Source organism: Emticicia fluvialis, from assembly GCF_024793945.1.
GTDB lineage: Bacteria > Bacteroidota > Bacteroidia > Cytophagales > Spirosomataceae > Emticicia > Emticicia fluvialis.
The window spans coordinates 48,887-64,305 of record NZ_JANUSD010000010.1 but is presented as its reverse complement, the minus strand read 5'-3'; the positions used below and the strand labels follow the sequence as shown (position 1 = coordinate 64,305).

The 15,419-nt window shown below is 44.5% G+C and carries 9 protein-coding genes; 7 read left to right on the top strand and 2 right to left on the bottom strand.

What is annotated here, in order from left to right:
* Window positions 1-218 precede the first annotated feature (218 nt).
* The 7 genes from NZ848_RS12960 (at window position 219) to NZ848_RS12930 (ending at window position 14,116) form a co-directional block, all read left to right on the top strand.
* The gene (locus NZ848_RS12960; RefSeq protein WP_259015926.1) at window positions 219-3,326 is read left to right on the top strand and encodes a SusC/RagA family TonB-linked outer membrane protein; all 3,108 of its coding nucleotides are present in this window, start codon (window positions 219-221) and stop codon (window positions 3,324-3,326) included.
* A 19-nt stretch (window positions 3,327-3,345) separates the two neighbouring features.
* Window positions 3,346-5,229 (top strand): RagB/SusD family nutrient uptake outer membrane protein, encoded by a 1,884-nt coding sequence (locus NZ848_RS12955; protein WP_253522590.1) that lies wholly within the window; start codon window positions 3,346-3,348, stop codon window positions 5,227-5,229.
* An 88-nt stretch (window positions 5,230-5,317) separates the two neighbouring features.
* On the top strand, window positions 5,318-8,710 hold the full coding sequence (locus NZ848_RS12950) for a VCBS repeat-containing protein (protein ID WP_259015804.1): 3,393 nt from the start codon (window positions 5,318-5,320) through the stop codon (window positions 8,708-8,710).
* A 243-nt stretch (window positions 8,711-8,953) separates the two neighbouring features.
* Window positions 8,954-10,261 carry a vanadium-dependent haloperoxidase gene (locus NZ848_RS12945; RefSeq protein ID WP_259015803.1) on the top strand — a complete coding sequence of 436 codons (1,308 nt, stop codon included), beginning with the start codon at window positions 8,954-8,956 and terminating at the stop codon, window positions 10,259-10,261.
* Between the two features lie 111 nt (window positions 10,262-10,372).
* A complete protein-coding gene (locus tag NZ848_RS12940) occupies window positions 10,373-12,085 on the top strand; it encodes a GMC oxidoreductase (protein WP_259015802.1) in 1,713 nt (570 codons plus the stop codon).
* 38 nt (window positions 12,086-12,123) lie between these two features.
* Complete coding sequence (locus NZ848_RS12935; RefSeq protein WP_259015801.1) at window positions 12,124-13,191, top strand: glycoside hydrolase family 2 TIM barrel-domain containing protein; 1,068 nt, start codon at window positions 12,124-12,126, stop codon at window positions 13,189-13,191.
* Window positions 13,192-13,789: 598 nt separating this feature from the next.
* Entirely contained in the window at window positions 13,790-14,116 is a 327-nt protein-coding gene (locus NZ848_RS12930; RefSeq protein WP_253522575.1) for a LytTR family DNA-binding domain-containing protein, read from the top strand.
* 157 nt (window positions 14,117-14,273) lie between these two features.
* Here the strand turns inward: NZ848_RS12930 and NZ848_RS12925 are convergent, their stop codons facing one another.
* Window positions 14,274-14,915 carry a DedA family protein gene (locus NZ848_RS12925; protein ID WP_253522572.1) on the bottom strand — a complete coding sequence of 214 codons (642 nt, stop codon included), beginning with the start codon at window positions 14,913-14,915 and terminating at the stop codon, window positions 14,274-14,276.
* A gap of 40 nt (window positions 14,916-14,955) precedes the next feature.
* Window positions 14,956-15,408 (bottom strand): VOC family protein, encoded by a 453-nt coding sequence (locus NZ848_RS12920; protein ID WP_253522570.1) that lies wholly within the window; start codon window positions 15,406-15,408, stop codon window positions 14,956-14,958.
* Window positions 15,409-15,419 lie beyond the last annotated feature (11 nt).

Sequence of the window (15,419 nt, the reverse complement as noted above, 5' to 3'; positions counted from 1 at the left end):
TTAGCCAGATAGAAAAACAGGCTGATGTGAAGTTTGTGTATAGTTCAAATACTATACGGCTGAATCAGAAAGTATCTATCATGATGAGCAACAAGCTTTCTGAAGTGCTTGACGATTTGTTTACGCCATTGCAAATTTCTTATGAGGTTATCGGTGACCGGATTTTACTTAGAAAGAAATCTCAACTACAAAAAATGTCTCATATCGATGAGCTTCGGATGAAGGATGGTGAGGTGATAGAACAAACAGTAAAAGGAAAGGTAACCGAAGCCGATAAGAATGAAGGTTTGCCGGGCGTAAGCGTTACAATTAAAGGTACTACCAAAGGTACCACCACCGACGGCGACGGTAACTACACCCTTGTAGTGCCAGACAACCAGGCGGTATTGGTTTTTAGCATTGTAGGCTTTGAACCACAGGAAGTAATTGTAGGTAACCGCTCTGTAATTGATATCGCCATGAAATCAGACGTAAAAACGTTGGGCGAAGTGGTAGTTGTAGGTTACGGTGTGCAGAAAAAAGAAACCGTAACAGGTTCGGTTGTTAGTGTAAAAGGCGCAGAGCTGGTAAAATCACCTGCTGTTAACCTTTCTAACTCATTGGCTGGTCGTCTTCCCGGTGTTGTTGCCGTCAACAGAAGTGGAGAGCCAGGTTATGATAACTCAGCCATTCGTATTCGTGGTGCCAATACCCTTAACAATAGCGAAGCCCTGATTGTAATTGATGGTATCCCTAACCGTGCCGGTGGTTTGTCTCGTCTGAATCCGGCCGATATCGAAACCATCTCGGTTCTTAAAGATGCCTCTGCCGCTATTTATGGTTCTCGTGCGGCTAACGGTGTTATCCTGATTACCACCAAAAGAGGTAAAACAGGTAAACCAGAGCTTTCTTACTCTTTCAACCAGGGTTTTGCAAGACCAACCGTAGTGCCTAAACTGGCTAACGCTGCTCAGTATGTTGGTATGTTGAACGATCTTGACATCTACGGCTTGCCAACCAGCGAGTGGGCTGCTGCCAACCAGGCATATAAAACCAATGGTGTTTATACAAGACCAAACGGCGACATCAGAAAAGCGCCTTTCTCGCCTAGCGATATTCAGAAATACGCCGACGGCTCAGACCCTTGGTTATATCCAAACACCGACTGGTACAAAGCTACTTTGAAAGACTGGTCTCCTCAGTCTCGTCATAGCCTTCAGGTAACAGGTGGTACAGAAAACTTCCGTTATTTGTCAACTTTAGGTTATCAGAAACAGGATGCCTTCTACAAAAACTCTGCAACAGGTTATGAACAATATGACATCAGAGTAAACCTTGATGCCAAAATCAACAAGTACATGAACCTGCAAATTGGTTTATTGGCACGTGAAGAGGCTCGTAAGTTCCCTACCAAATCTGCCAGTGCTATTTTCCGTATGCAGATGCGTGGTAAACCACATCAACCTGCTTTCTGGCCAAACGGCTTACCAGGTCCTGACATCGAAAACGGTGAAAACCCGGTGGTTATTACAACTAACCAGACAGGTTATGACCGCGACAAACAAGACTATTTCCAGACAAACGGACAGTTGGATATCAAAATCCCTGGTATTGAAGGTTTGAAATTTACCGGTACAGCGTCTATTGACAAACGTATCCGTAGCACTAAACGTTGGGAGACACCATGGACACTTTATGAAAAAGGTTCTGGTACAAACCCGGACGGAACGCCAGTATTGGTACCAAGCAAACGCGGCCCTGCCGAGCCACGCCTTACTTTGGGTAACGAAAACCAGTTGAACATTCTATTAGGTGCCATTGGTACTTACGAACGTAAATTTGGTGTGCATGGCCTTACCGTATTGGCTGGTACTAACCGTGAGACTATTCAGGGTGATAACTTCAATGCTTTCCGTCGTTACTTCATCTCAACTTCTATCGACCAGATTTTTGCCGGTGGTGACCTTGAGAAAAACAACGGTGGCGGTGCTTATAACAGTGCTCGTCTGAACTACTTCGGTCGTGTTGCCTATAACTATAAAGAAAAATACCTTGCTGAGTTCTTGTGGCGTTATGATGGTTCAGATATCTTCCCGAAAGCAACCCGTTACGGTTTCTTCCCGGGTGTAATGATGGGTTGGGTGCTTTCTGAAGAGAGCTTCATCAAAAATGCACTACCTGTGGTTAATTACCTGAAACTACGCGGATCGTGGGGGCAAATGGGTAACGATAACGTTTACCTGCCTAATACAACTACACCTGCTACTTATCAGTACCTGTCTACTTATGGTTTCCGTAGTTATATCATCAATAACACTGAAACAAAAACCTTGTACGAAACTCGTATCCCTAACAACAACATTACATGGGAGGTTGCCAATAACTCAAACTTAGGTTTGGAAGGTCAGTTGTTCAACGGTAAATTATCGTTCGAATTTGATGTGTTCTCTAACAAACGTACCAGCATTCTTTGGTTCAGAAATGCATCGGTTCCGCAATCAACCGGTTTAACATTGCCTGCTGAAAACATCGGTAAGGTATCAAACAAAGGTTGGGAATTTAACGTAGGTTACCGCGGACAAGTGGGCGATGTGAAATTCAGCGCCAGCGTTAACGGTGGATACGCTAAAAACAAAGTTGTGTTCTGGGACGAAGCTCCGGGTGCACCAGACTGGCAACGTACTACAGGCCGCCCTATGAATACCTACATGGCTTATCTCTATGACGGTGTGTTCAAAGATCAGGCTGAAATCAACGAAAACAAGATTGATTACAAGGCTATCGTAAACCAGTTACGTCCTGGTGATATGAAATACAAAGATTACAACGGCGACGGTAAAATTACACCTGATGACCAGGTACGTACAGATAACACCAACCTTCCGTTGTTCCAGGGTGGTGCTAACCTGTCAGCACAATTCAAAAACTTCGACCTTACCGTGTTGTTCCAGGGTGCCGCTGGCGCTAAACAATACGTAAGTGCAGGTGAGTCTGGTAACATTGGTAACTTCTTGTTAGATATCTACGAAAACCGTTGGACAATCGACAACCCTAGCAGCGTACACCCACGTATTGCTAACCGTAGCGACCAGTATTATTCAAATGGTAATACTTATTGGTTGAGAAGCACAGACTATATCCGTCTGAAAAACTTCGAGATTGGTTATACCATTCCTGAAGCAATTGGTTCAAAAGTTGGCTTTAGTAATTTTAGAGTTTATGTAAACGGACTAAACATGTTGACTTGGGACAAACTGAAAGTATATGACCCAGAGACTGATAACTCAACAGGACAGTACTATCCTCAGTCGAAAATTATTAACGTAGGTCTAACAGCAACATTCTAAAAAATTAAATCGAACAGCAATGAATAAATTTAAGAAAATATTCGCTTCAACTGTTATAGCTGGTTTAGTTGTAGCAAGTTGTAATGATGATTTTGTGAACACCAGTCCGCTTGACCAGGTGTCTGAAACAGCCGTTTGGACTGATGCCGCTTTGGCAGAGGCTTTCGTAACCGAAATTTACGGTGGTTTGCAAATGGGTGGTTTTAGTGAAGAAATGCAGGCATCATTAACTGATGAAACCTCATTTACTCACCCTGGCCGTGGTATCACAACTATTACAGAAGCCCGTTCAAACCCTGCTGATATCGGTTGGGGACAAGGTACCAGCGCTACCGGTAACAACCGTAGCTTTAGCTGGGGTAACCTGTATGTGCGTATCAGAGCCTGTAACCTGGCTCTTGCCAACCTTGCAAGCCCTAAGTTTGATAACACCAGCAAAATTGCCGATCGCCTGAAAGGTGAAGCGCTTTTTATGCGTGCTTATTTTTACCATCAGTTAGTGCGTGTTTATGGTGGTGTACCTTTGGTTAATCGCCCTTATGCACTAGGTGAAGCAGATTACCTTGCTCCGCGTAACACCATGCAGGAGTGTATTGACTTTATTACAAAAGATTGCGACGATGCAGCTGCTTTGCTTGCGGGTAAATCAATGGCGGCTGGCCGCGCTTCTCAGGCTGCTGCGCTGGCGCTTAAAGCACGTATGCTTACGTATGCTGCCAGCGACCTGTATGATGTAAACACTGCTAAAGCCAAATCATCTGTAATGGGTGCTTTTGGTAAACCTGAAGTACTTACTGTATCTTCTGGTAGCCGTGCTGAACGTTGGACAAAAGCTAAAGCTGCTGCCAAAGCAGTATTAGACCTGTCTGGTTATGGCTATGCGCTTAACCTTTCTGCACCTGTAAGTGCAGCAGAAGGTACACAGAACTATAACAATCTATCGCTTTCAAGAAATGGTGGAGAAAAAGATTTGCTTTTTGGCCGCTACTTTATCAATGCCAAGCAAGAAGATGGTGGTCGTCAGGGTCTGTTCAATGGTCCTAACGGATATCACAACTGGGCTGGTAATGCACCTATCCAACACTTTGTTGATGACTATGAGATGATGGATGGAACGAAGTTCAGCTGGAGCAATGCTGACCAGAAAAGCAACCCTTACGCCAACCGTGACCCACGTTTCTATGCTTCTATTCTTTATGACGGAGCGCCTTGGAAACCACGTACGGCTGACGTTGCCGCTAAAGACCCTGCTAATCAGATTCAAACTGGTCAGTATGAACTAGGTAGCGGTTCAGGTACCAAAACCGCATACTTTGGTTTAGATACCCGTAAGAGTACAGTTGAAGACTGGAACGGTAGCTACACTGGTTACTATATGCGTAAATTTATTGACCCTAGCCCGGCAATTGTTGACCAGAACACATGGCAACAAGTACCTTGGCCTCACTTGCGCTTCACCGAAGCCGTATTAAACTATGTTGAGGCTTGTATTGAATTGGGTGAAGATGCAGAAGCACGCACATGGTTGAACAAAATCCGTTTCCGTTCAGGTATGCCTGCCGTTACTGAGTCGGGCGATGCGCTTCGTCAACGTTACCGCAACGAACGCCGCGTTGAGTTGGCTTTTGAAGAGCACCGTTATTTTGATGCCCGTCGTTGGATGATTGCGCCTTCTACCTTAGGCAGAAAAGCAAACATTATTACCATTTTAGGTACACTTAAACCTGGCAAAACCGTTTCATTGTATAAGTATGACCGTGATAACTACAATTACGAATACATTGTAAATGAGCTTGACCCTGGTAAAGAAAACCGTACATGGTTGGATAAGATGTATTTCCTTCCTATTCACCGCGACGAAATTAACCGTAACAAAAATCTGGTTCAGAATCCGGGGTATTAATTAACCTCTTTATAAATTGGGTAGTTGCGCGTTTTTCAAGAAGCGCACAGCTACCCAAATTTTTGTTTTGAAGCCTAATCACTTACCAATGAAATTCCAGACCCTAGTTTCGCTAACCTTATTATTAATATTACAAGCCTGCAGCAAAAAAGACCAGGCAGGAGGCACACTACCCGATGAAGCCTCAGACGAACCACAATTGTTTACCCTGCTAGAGCCTGAAAAGACCCACATAGATTTCCAGAACGTAATAAACGAGGGGCTTAATACCAACGTTTTAATGTATGAGTACTTCTATAATGGCGGTGGCGTGGCCGTAGGCGATGTGAACAACGACGGGCTGGATGATATTTATTTTACAAGCAATATGCAGCAAAACCGCCTTTATTTAAATAAAGGCAATATGGTTTTTGAAGACATAACCACAGCCGCCGGAGTAGCAGGCCGCGAAGGCCCCTGGAAAACCGGAACCACCATGGCTGATGTAAACGGCGACGGTCTGCTTGATATTTACGTATGTTATTCGGGCAATTTGCTGCCAGAAAAACGCACCAATCAGTTGTTTATCAATCAGGGTAAAAATGCTGCCGGAGTGCCTGTATTTGCCGAAAAAGCACATGAATACGGCCTTGACAGCCCAGCCACCAGTACGCAGGCTGCCTTTTTTGATTACGACAAAGACGGCGACCTGGACATGTTTCTGCTGAACCACAACCCTAAATCATTACCAGTACTTGACGAATCCACCACTGCAGATATTCTAAAAACTGATGACGCTTCCAACGGAATGCGTTTTTTCAGACACGATAAAGGAAAAAACGGCGAACCCGTTTTTAAAGATATTACCAAACAGGCAGGTCTGCTTAGCTCGGCCCTGTCTTACGGCCTGGGTATTGCCATTGCCGATTACAATAATGACGGCTGGCAGGATATGTACGTATCTAATGACTACACCATTCCTGACTTTCTCTACCTCAATAACAAAAAAGGTGGGTTTATCAATCAGATAGAACAGGGCATTGGCCATTTTTCGCACTTTTCAATGGGTAGCGATGCCGCCGATATCAATAACGATGCCCTTACAGATATTTTTACCTTAGATATGCTGCCGGAAGACAACCGCCGGCAAAAATTGCTGATGGCACCCGATAACTACGAGAAATTTGATTTCAACCTCAAAGTAGGCTTCGGGCATCAGTATATGCGCAATATGTTGCAGCTAAACCAGGGGGTGCTTCACAATGGTTCGGCCATTCAAACGCCTCAGTTTTCTGAAATCGGCCAGTTGGCAGGTATCTCAAATACCGACTGGAGCTGGAGCGCACTCTTTGCCGATTATGATAACGACGGCTGGAAAGACCTGTTCATTACCAACGGTTACCTGCGCGACTACACCAATATGGACTTCCTGAAATATATGAGCGATTACGTTCAGAACAATCAGGCAGATATCCAGCGGCAAAACGTGCTGGATATGGTCATGAAAATGCCGTCTTCCAATCTTACCAATTATATCTATAAAAACGGGCAGAACCTTCAGTTTAAAAATGTAGTTAAAAACTGGGGGCTTAGCCAGAATGCCAACAGCAATGGCGCAGCCTATGCCGACCTTGATAATGATGGCGACCTCGACCTGGTTGTAAACAATATTAATGTACCGGCGTTTGTGTACCGAAACGACGCAGAAAAACAAACCAGCAACCATTTCCTGAAAGTAAAACTGAATGGCGACGGGCTTAATAAAAACGGATTGGGCGCCAAGCTGACACTCTATAAAAATGGCAAGATGCAGTTTCTTGAACAAATGCCCACCCGTGGGTATCAATCAAGTGTTTCTCCGGTCTTACATTTTGGTTTAGGCAGCTTTACCAATGCCGACTCGCTGAAAGTGGTTTGGCTCAGCGGCAAACAGCAAATACTTAGCCAGGTTGCCACCGACAAAATGATTGAACTGAACGAGAAAGATGCCAGACCCGGCCTTAGCTCAACGCCTTTAGTGGCACCTTTGTTAAAGGAAACCAACACTGGTATTTCGTTAACACTGGCTACCAATACCATTAACGACTTTAAGAGACAAACTTTACTGGTAAACCCGCTGTCATTTGCCGGGCCCTGCATGGCTAAGGCTGACGTAAACGGCGACGGGCTGGAGGATGTATTCGTAGGTGGTGGCACCGGGCAGGCAGGTGTATTGTACACCCAAAACAAAGGTGGTACTTTCAGTTCCAAAAAGCAATCGACACTGGAGGCCGACAAGCAGAACGAAGATGCCGATGCGGTATTTTTTGATGCCAACGGCGACACCTACCCTGATTTATATGTGGCATCGGGTGGGTATGGCAATCTGATGCCTGACTCACCACTTTTGCAGGATAGACTGTATCTGAACGATGGCAAAGGTAACTTCACAAAGGCCGCCGCTGCGCTTCCGGCTATGCAGGCAAGCAAAGGTTGTGTACGTGTGGCAGATATTAATCAGGACGGCAAACCGGATTTGTTTGTAGGCGGTCGGGTGATTCCGGGTTTATACCCTCAAACTCCACAAAGTTTTATATTAATTAATCAGGGCGGCGGGGCATCACCCAAATTTGTAGACCAGACCGATAAAATTGCCCCTGAGCTGAAGCATATAGGCATGGTAACCGATGCGGCCTGGCATGACCTGAATAATGATAAAAAACCTGAATTAATTATTGTAGGCGACTGGATGCCGATTCAGGTTTTCAGCCCTGAAGGCGGTAAGTTGGTTAATGCCACCACCACCTATTTCGACAAAAATTATGCAGGGCTCTGGAATAAATTATTGCTGGAAGATGTGAACGGCGATGGCGCAACTGATTTGTTGGTGGGCAATTTGGGTACTAACTCGCAGTTAAAAGCTACCGAAAAAGAACCCGCAGAGCTGTTTTATAAAGATTTTGACGATAACGGTTCGCTTGACCCTATACTTTGCTTTTATATCCAGGGTAAAAGTTATCCTTATGTAACCCGCGATGAACTGCTTGACCAGATAAGTATCATGCGTACGCGTTTCCCCGATTATGCCAGCTACGCCGATGCCACTATGGCTGAAATTTTTACAAAAGAGGAGTTAGAAAACGCCGGAAAACTGGAAATAAACACCCTGAAAACAACCTTGTTTATGGGCAGCAAACAAGGCAGGTTTCAGCCAAAAGAACTGCCGGTTGAAGCACAGTTTGCACCAGTTTTTGCGCTGGCAGCAGTTGATGCAGACGCCGACGGTAAAAAAGACCTGGTACTGGCCGGAAACATTAACCGTGGCCGTTTGAGATTCGGTAAATATGATGCGAATCTGGGTTTGGTATTAAAAGGGAACGGAGATGGACAGTTCGTGGCATTGCCTCAAACCACATCAGGCCTGAACCTGAAAGGCGATGTACGTTGCCTGACAGTTGTCAACAATCAGTTGTTGTTTGGTATTAATCAAAAAGGCATCAAAGCGTATCGAATTGGTAAATAATGAATAAAAGGCTGGTAATTAAGAAAACCGTATTTGAATGAAATCATTTACCTATTAAGTAATCGTTATTCCAAAATTGTGAAACATGGTGTATCATTGTGTACTTTGTGGCTAACTAATATGGCAACATAGTACCCTAATGTTACAAAGTTTCACAAATTGGTAGTAAATAGCAGCCTTTCAGCTAACACAATCACTCATTCACTCAATCACTCAATCACTCATTCACTCATTCACTCAATTATGAGAGTAATAGTAATCCTACTGGCCTGTGTCTTTATCATGCTGGGTTGCAAAAACGAAACAGAAAAACTACCCCGGCTTAATAACAAAGAAGTGAGCAATGTTATTACCCGTATGACCGACATCATGATACATGATGTGTCTAACCCACCATTGGCCAGCCGTTTTTTTTCTTATGCCTGCCTGGCCGGATACGAAGTAATGGCACAGAACAACGACTCCCTGCCATCAATGAAGGGCAAGCTGAATAACTACCCCGAGATCAGTAAACCAAAAGTAGATGGCGCTTTTTCGGCTGATGTGGCAGCCATTGTGGCCATGATGGAGGTGTCGGCAAAGATGCAGCCCTCGGGCAAACTAATGGCCGACTACAAGCAAAAATGGCTAGACTCATGCAGCACATTGGGCTTCTCTGCCGAAGTACTTGAAAACTCAGTGGCTTATGCACAAGACATCAGCAAGCAGATTTTGGCCTACGCTAAAGCAGACCAGTATAATAAAATAAGTAATTATCAACGGTACACGCCCGGTGGTAAAGACAGCACCTGGATACCCACACCCCCCGCGTATTTTCCGCCGGTTGAGCCTTATTTTCATACCGTAAGATCATTCACCTTAGACTCCGCCAATCAGTTTAACCCTGCGCCTCCGGTGTCGTTTTCAACCGACAAAAACTCTGAGTTTTTCAAGCTCATGCGCAATTTGTATGACGAAAAACTAACACCCGAACACAGAGAAATGGCCGCCTTCTGGGATTGCAACCCCTTTGCCCTGCAAGACAACGGCCACCTGATGGTTGGCATGAAAAAGATATCGCCCGGTGCGCACTGGATGGGTATTACGGGTATTGTATGCCAGCAAAAAAAGCTGAGTCTCGCAAAAACCTTACAGATACATACGGCCGTAGCCATAGGCCTGATGGACGGATTCATTGGCTGTTGGGGAGAAAAATACCGCAGCAACCGTGTGCGCCCTGAAACGGCTATCCGCAGGCACATAGACCCTAAGTGGAAACCCATGTTGCAGACACCACCATTCCCCGAGTACCTCAGCGGGCATTCAACCATTTCGTCGGCTTCGGCGGTTATACTCACCAGTTATTTTGGCGACAACTTCAGCTATACCGACACCGTTGAGGTTCGTTTCGGGCTTCCGCCGCGCGCTTTTAAATCATTCAATGAAGCTGCCAGCGAGGCTGCCATCTCGCGTTTTTACGGGGGCATACATTTTATGGATGCCATTGAGCGAGGCCAGCAGCAGGGTACGGCCATTGGCAAACAGGTTTTAAAACGCCTGGAAAGGAATTGAATCTTTTCAAGAAAAAGTATTGACCTTTTACCGGAATTTTAGAATATTTACAATGTATTTGGCGTTTAAAACTCGCCTGTACTTTCATATAACCCTAACCGAAAATTCCGGATGTCTAATCTGATAATTGACAGTATAAAAGAACGCACATTTGATGCCATCGTGATTGGCTCTGGTATGAGTGGCGGCTGGGCCGCCAAAGACCTTACCGAGAAAGGTCTGAAAACACTGGTACTTGAGCGCGGGCGTAATATTGAGCACATCAAAGATTATCCCACCACACTTAAAAATCCCTGGGAATTTGAGCATCTGGGTCAGGTGCCCAATCATATAAAGGAAGAATACAAAATACCTAGCAGACATTATATTTTTGGTGAAAGCACCCTGCATTTTCTGGTAAAAGACAAAGAGCAGGAGTATATTCAGGACCAACCCTTCGACTGGATGCGCGCCTACCAGGTAGGCGGGCGCTCATTATTATGGGCAAGGCAAACCCAACGCTGGAGCGACTTTGATTTTGAAGGCCCTGCCCGTGACGGTTACGCCGTAGACTGGCCCATCAGATATGCCGACATTGCACCCTGGTATAGCAAGGTTGAAAAATTTGCCGGTATAACCGGTAATCGTGACGGCGTACCCACACTGCCCGACGGAGAGTTTCTGGCACCGCACGAAATGAGCTGTGTTGAGAAACACTTTAAACAGCAAATGGCAAAGCATTATAAAGACCGATACGTAATCATTGGTCGTGCGGCGCATCTTACCCAGCCCAAAGCCATACATTATCAACAGGGTAGGGCGCAATGCCAGAACCGCGTAATATGTGAGCGCGGCTGCCCTTATGGTGGCTATTTCAGCAGCGTGTCTGCTACTATTCCGTGGGCAATGCGTACGGGTAAACTCACACTTCGCCCGCATTCGGTTGTACACTCAATTATCTACGACAACAAAAAGCAGAAAGCCACCGGGGTAAGAATCATTGATGCCAACACGCGCGAAATGATTGAATACTATGCAAAAATTATTTTTGTAAATGCCTCAACAGTTAATTCAAACCTGATATTGCTCAACTCGGTATCAGACCGGTTCCCGAACGGGCTGGGTAATGACAACGGCCTGTTGGGTAAATACATGGCGTTTCATAGTTTCAGAGGTCGTATAACAGCCGAATATGACGGCCTGATTGATTCAACCACCGACGGCAAGCGCCCCAACAGCAGCTATGTACCACGTTTCAGAAACGTATATAAGCAGGAAACCGACTTCATTCGTGGTTATGCAGCGGGTTTCAGCACTTCAAGAGGGTATTCGCCGGATACCAGCGGGGTAGGTGAAGACTTAAAAAACAGCCTGATGAAGCCTCAATGGGGGCTATGGCAGGTAAACTCGCACATGATGGGCGAAACCATACCTAAAGAAGCCAGCCGCGTTTGGCTGGATAAAGACCTGAAAGACAAGTACGGGATTCCGCAACTGCATGTATCTGTTGAATATGACAGCAATGACGACAAGATGCTGAAAGATTTCTGGGAACAGTATTCTGAAATGTACAGCAAGGCCGGATTCAGTAATATCCAGCTGCATGACACCAAACGTAACCCCGGCAGCGAAAACCACGAAATGGGCGGCGTGCGCATGGGCAAAGACCCGAAAACGTCTATGCTGAACAAGTGGAACCAGATGCATAACTGCAAAAATGTGTTTGTTACTGATGGCGCCTGTATGCCGTCAACATCTACTCAGAACCCGTCGCTTACCTACATGGCGCTTACTGCCCGCGCGGTAGACTACGCCGTTAAAGAAATGAAAGCCCAACGGTTATAATCTGTAAACAATCTATTCTTCCATAAATTAACTATTGCATGAAAAAAGGCTTATTACCGCTATTATTTTTAATCTCTTTTGTGGCTTCTGCCCAGCGATGGTCGGTTGAAAAAGCCAATGCCTGGTACAGCAAACAACCCCTTTTTGTGGGTGCCAATTATATTCCGGCCACTGCTATTAATGAACTGGAAATGTGGCAGGCCGATACGTTTGACCCCGCCACAATAGACAAAGAACTGGGCTGGGCCGAAGGCCTGGGTATGAATATTATGCGTGTTTTTTTGCACAATATTCCTTATGAAACCGATAAAGAAGGGTTTATCAGCCGTATCAATCAGTTTTTAGCCATTGCAGACAAGCACCACATCAAAATTATGTTTGTTTTGTTTGACTCCTGCTGGAACGATAACCCCAAAGCCGGCAAACAAATGGAACCAGTGGTGGGCAAACATAACTCTGGCTGGGTAAGAATACCCGGCACAAAAATGCTGTTTGATTCAAGAACCTGGGGTAGCCTTGAGGCTTACACCAAAGGTATTATTGGCACTTTTGCTAATGATAAACGCGTAATTGTTTGGGATATGTTCAACGAACCCAGTAACTCCGGCTATAATGACGCCGTTATGCCTTTGTTGCGTAAATCGTTCGAATGGGCAAGAGCCGCTAAGCCATCGCAGCCCATAACGGCAGGCTGGTGGACAGACCACCCCATGAGCAACGATTTTATGTTGGGTAATTCAGACATCATAACTTTTCATAACTACAAAGACCCGAAAAACCTGGAAGATCAGATAAAAGAATTGCAGGCCAAATACAAAAGGCCGGTTATTTGTACCGAATACATGGCCCGCAAACACAAAAGCACTTTTGAAACCTGCCTGCCTGTATTTGAGAAATACAAAGTTGGCGCTATTAACTGGGGGCTTGTAATGGGTAAATCGAACACCATTTATGCGTGGGACGAGCCAATGCCGCAGGGTGGCGAACCAGCCTTGTGGTTTCATGATATTTTCAGGCCAGATGGCTCTGTGTATAAGCAAAGCGAAGTAGAGGCCATTAAAGCAACTACCCAAAAGGCATCCAAAGCAATAAAAAACGTTCAATAATTGTAATTGGCCTCGATTGCGAGCTAAGTCAATTATTTGCTAAGAAAGTCAGGTTTTTTATACTTAGAAACCTCATAGCCAATAATAAATAAAAGTTAAGGCAAGCAGCCCTGTCTGGTATAGTAAATTAAAAACTATAACGGGCAGGGCATTTTGTTTGGCAGAAACCTTTCTAACCATAACCATTAGTATATGTATGATAAATACAGTCATAATCTTCAAATTAGCACCAATCAAAGATGATTGAATTTGAATAATAAACCTTCTATTGAAACTTAATCCCTACCGGATGCCCAATTTCCTTTTTGCAGGCATTGGTAGCTTAAACATCCCGATTCTAATGTGCTATGAATATTAATAATAAATCCGTTATCGGGTTTGCCTGGCTTGAGAAGAATCTGCCGCACATCTACTGTCCAGACAGTAGATGAGTCATTAAAAATACTGTAAAAATGGTATTTCTAAAGGGAAGAAAACGCTGGAAATTTGAGGTAATTAAACGGGGTGGTTAAGGCCATATTTTAAACCTGTTTCTTTTGCTGAAGCTGGCATGCGGTGACTTTAAAAATACCTAAATGAACCCAAAAGACCGTAAAACATGCTGAAAGATTTTAAAAGCTATTCGCAGGATATTGTATATCTGAAGGCGGATATTAATTACACCGAATTTTATATGGTAGACGGCAAAAAAATAATATCAACGTCTACGCTGAAACACCATGAAGCTGACGAGCGTTTGAAAGATTTTCTACGTGTAAGTAAATCATATCTGGTTAACAAACTGTACATTGGTCAGTACAGGGCGCACCATAAAGATGTGAGAATATATCTTACTAATGGCTACGAAATAAAAGTAGCCCGGCGTAGGAGTGTAGCCATAAAAAGAATACTCCAGAATGTACCCCGTGTTAATTTTGGGGCTTGAAGCGCCTTAGAATGAACACAAAAAAGTGCGGGCAACTTAAATAGAATGTCCGCACAATTAAAAATCAAAAAGTCCCTCAAAACGACTAGCTGTGAATAAACCGGCAAAATGTTGCCACAATTTTATGAACTGTTGCCTGGCCGGGGCAACAGTTTTTTTATTCTTTTGTCTCTGTCATTTCTTTTCTGGCGTTTAAGTAGCCACGCACAACAGTAAAAGTGGTAATGGCCAGAAAGAAAATAATTATGTATTCTACGTAATTGATAATACCTGGAAATTTCTCTCCAAAATAAAAGCCTCCGCCCACCAGCGTAAGAGTCCAGATAGCCCCACCTATAATGTTAAAAATGGTAAACTTGTAAAACTTCATTTTTACAATACCTGCCAGAATCGGCGAGAAGGTGCGTACCACAGGCAAAAAACGCGCAATGATGAGTGTCTGGCTGCCATATTTAGTAAAGTACTTACGGGTGCTTTCAATATGTTTTTTCTTGAAAAACAACGAGTCTGGTCGGGCCTGAATACGGTCTCCGAAATACCAGCCCGAGAAATACCCTACAAAAGAGCCTAAAACTGCCGCCAGAAAAATGCAGGTAAGTAACAACGGAAGCGGCACTTCAAGTGTACGGGTACCGCAAAAGACGCCTGAAAGAAACAACAGGTAGTCGCCCGGTAAAAAGAATCCGAAGAAAAAACCGTTTTCAATAAAAATTATCATGGTTATTGCTACCAGGCCGCCCGTTCGGATTAGCTCTTCCGAATCCAACAAATACTTAAACCATTCATTTATCTGCTCCATCAGAAATTCTTTTTGGTTGTACTAAATCGTTAGTGGATATTTACTGTGCCTTTGGCTCGTTCAGTTCAATTACGTAGCCGTCGGGGTCGGTAATATAAATCTGAAAAGCGCCGTCAAATCGTTGCTGACGGTGATACGGCACCCCTTTTTCTTTCAGGTATGCCTCAATGCTGTCGGCAGATTTGGCCGGAATAGTCCACGAAAAATGCCCGCCGTTTTTATCGTTATTGGTAACAGGTTCGTTTCTGCCTAATAATAAGTGCAGCTCTTGCCCGGGTGCAATCTGAAACCAACGGCGTATGGCCACCAGGTTGTCTGGCACGCCCAAAGGTTGCAGGCCTATTATTTCGCGGTAAAATTTAGCGCTGGCCTGCAGGTCTTTTACGTACAAACCCACGTGGTTGTATTGTTGTACCGGTATACCCTTTTGCTGCCCGAAACTGCCGAACGAAACGCCTAAGCAAAGAACAAGAATAAATTTGGAAAAATTCATAGGTAATAATT

Excerpts from the sequence above, each read along its gene's own strand:
- NZ848_RS12960 (WP_259015926.1), top strand. The coding sequence starts at position 219 with ATGAAGGATGGTGAGGTGATAGAACAAACAGTAAAAGGAAAGGTAACC.
- NZ848_RS12955 (WP_253522590.1), top strand. The coding sequence starts at position 3,346 with ATGAATAAATTTAAGAAAATATTCGCTTCAACTGTTATAGCTGGTTTA.
- NZ848_RS12950 (WP_259015804.1), top strand. The coding sequence starts at position 5,318 with ATGAAATTCCAGACCCTAGTTTCGCTAACCTTATTATTAATATTACAA.
- NZ848_RS12945 (WP_259015803.1), top strand. The coding sequence starts at position 8,954 with ATGAGAGTAATAGTAATCCTACTGGCCTGTGTCTTTATCATGCTGGGT.
- NZ848_RS12940 (WP_259015802.1), top strand. The coding sequence starts at position 10,373 with ATGTCTAATCTGATAATTGACAGTATAAAAGAACGCACATTTGATGCC.
- NZ848_RS12935 (WP_259015801.1), top strand. The coding sequence starts at position 12,124 with ATGAAAAAAGGCTTATTACCGCTATTATTTTTAATCTCTTTTGTGGCT.
- NZ848_RS12930 (WP_253522575.1), top strand. The coding sequence starts at position 13,790 with ATGCTGAAAGATTTTAAAAGCTATTCGCAGGATATTGTATATCTGAAG.
- NZ848_RS12925 (WP_253522572.1), bottom strand. The coding sequence starts at position 14,915 with ATGGAGCAGATAAATGAATGGTTTAAGTATTTGTTGGATTCGGAAGAG.
- NZ848_RS12920 (WP_253522570.1), bottom strand. The coding sequence starts at position 15,408 with ATGAATTTTTCCAAATTTATTCTTGTTCTTTGCTTAGGCGTTTCGTTC.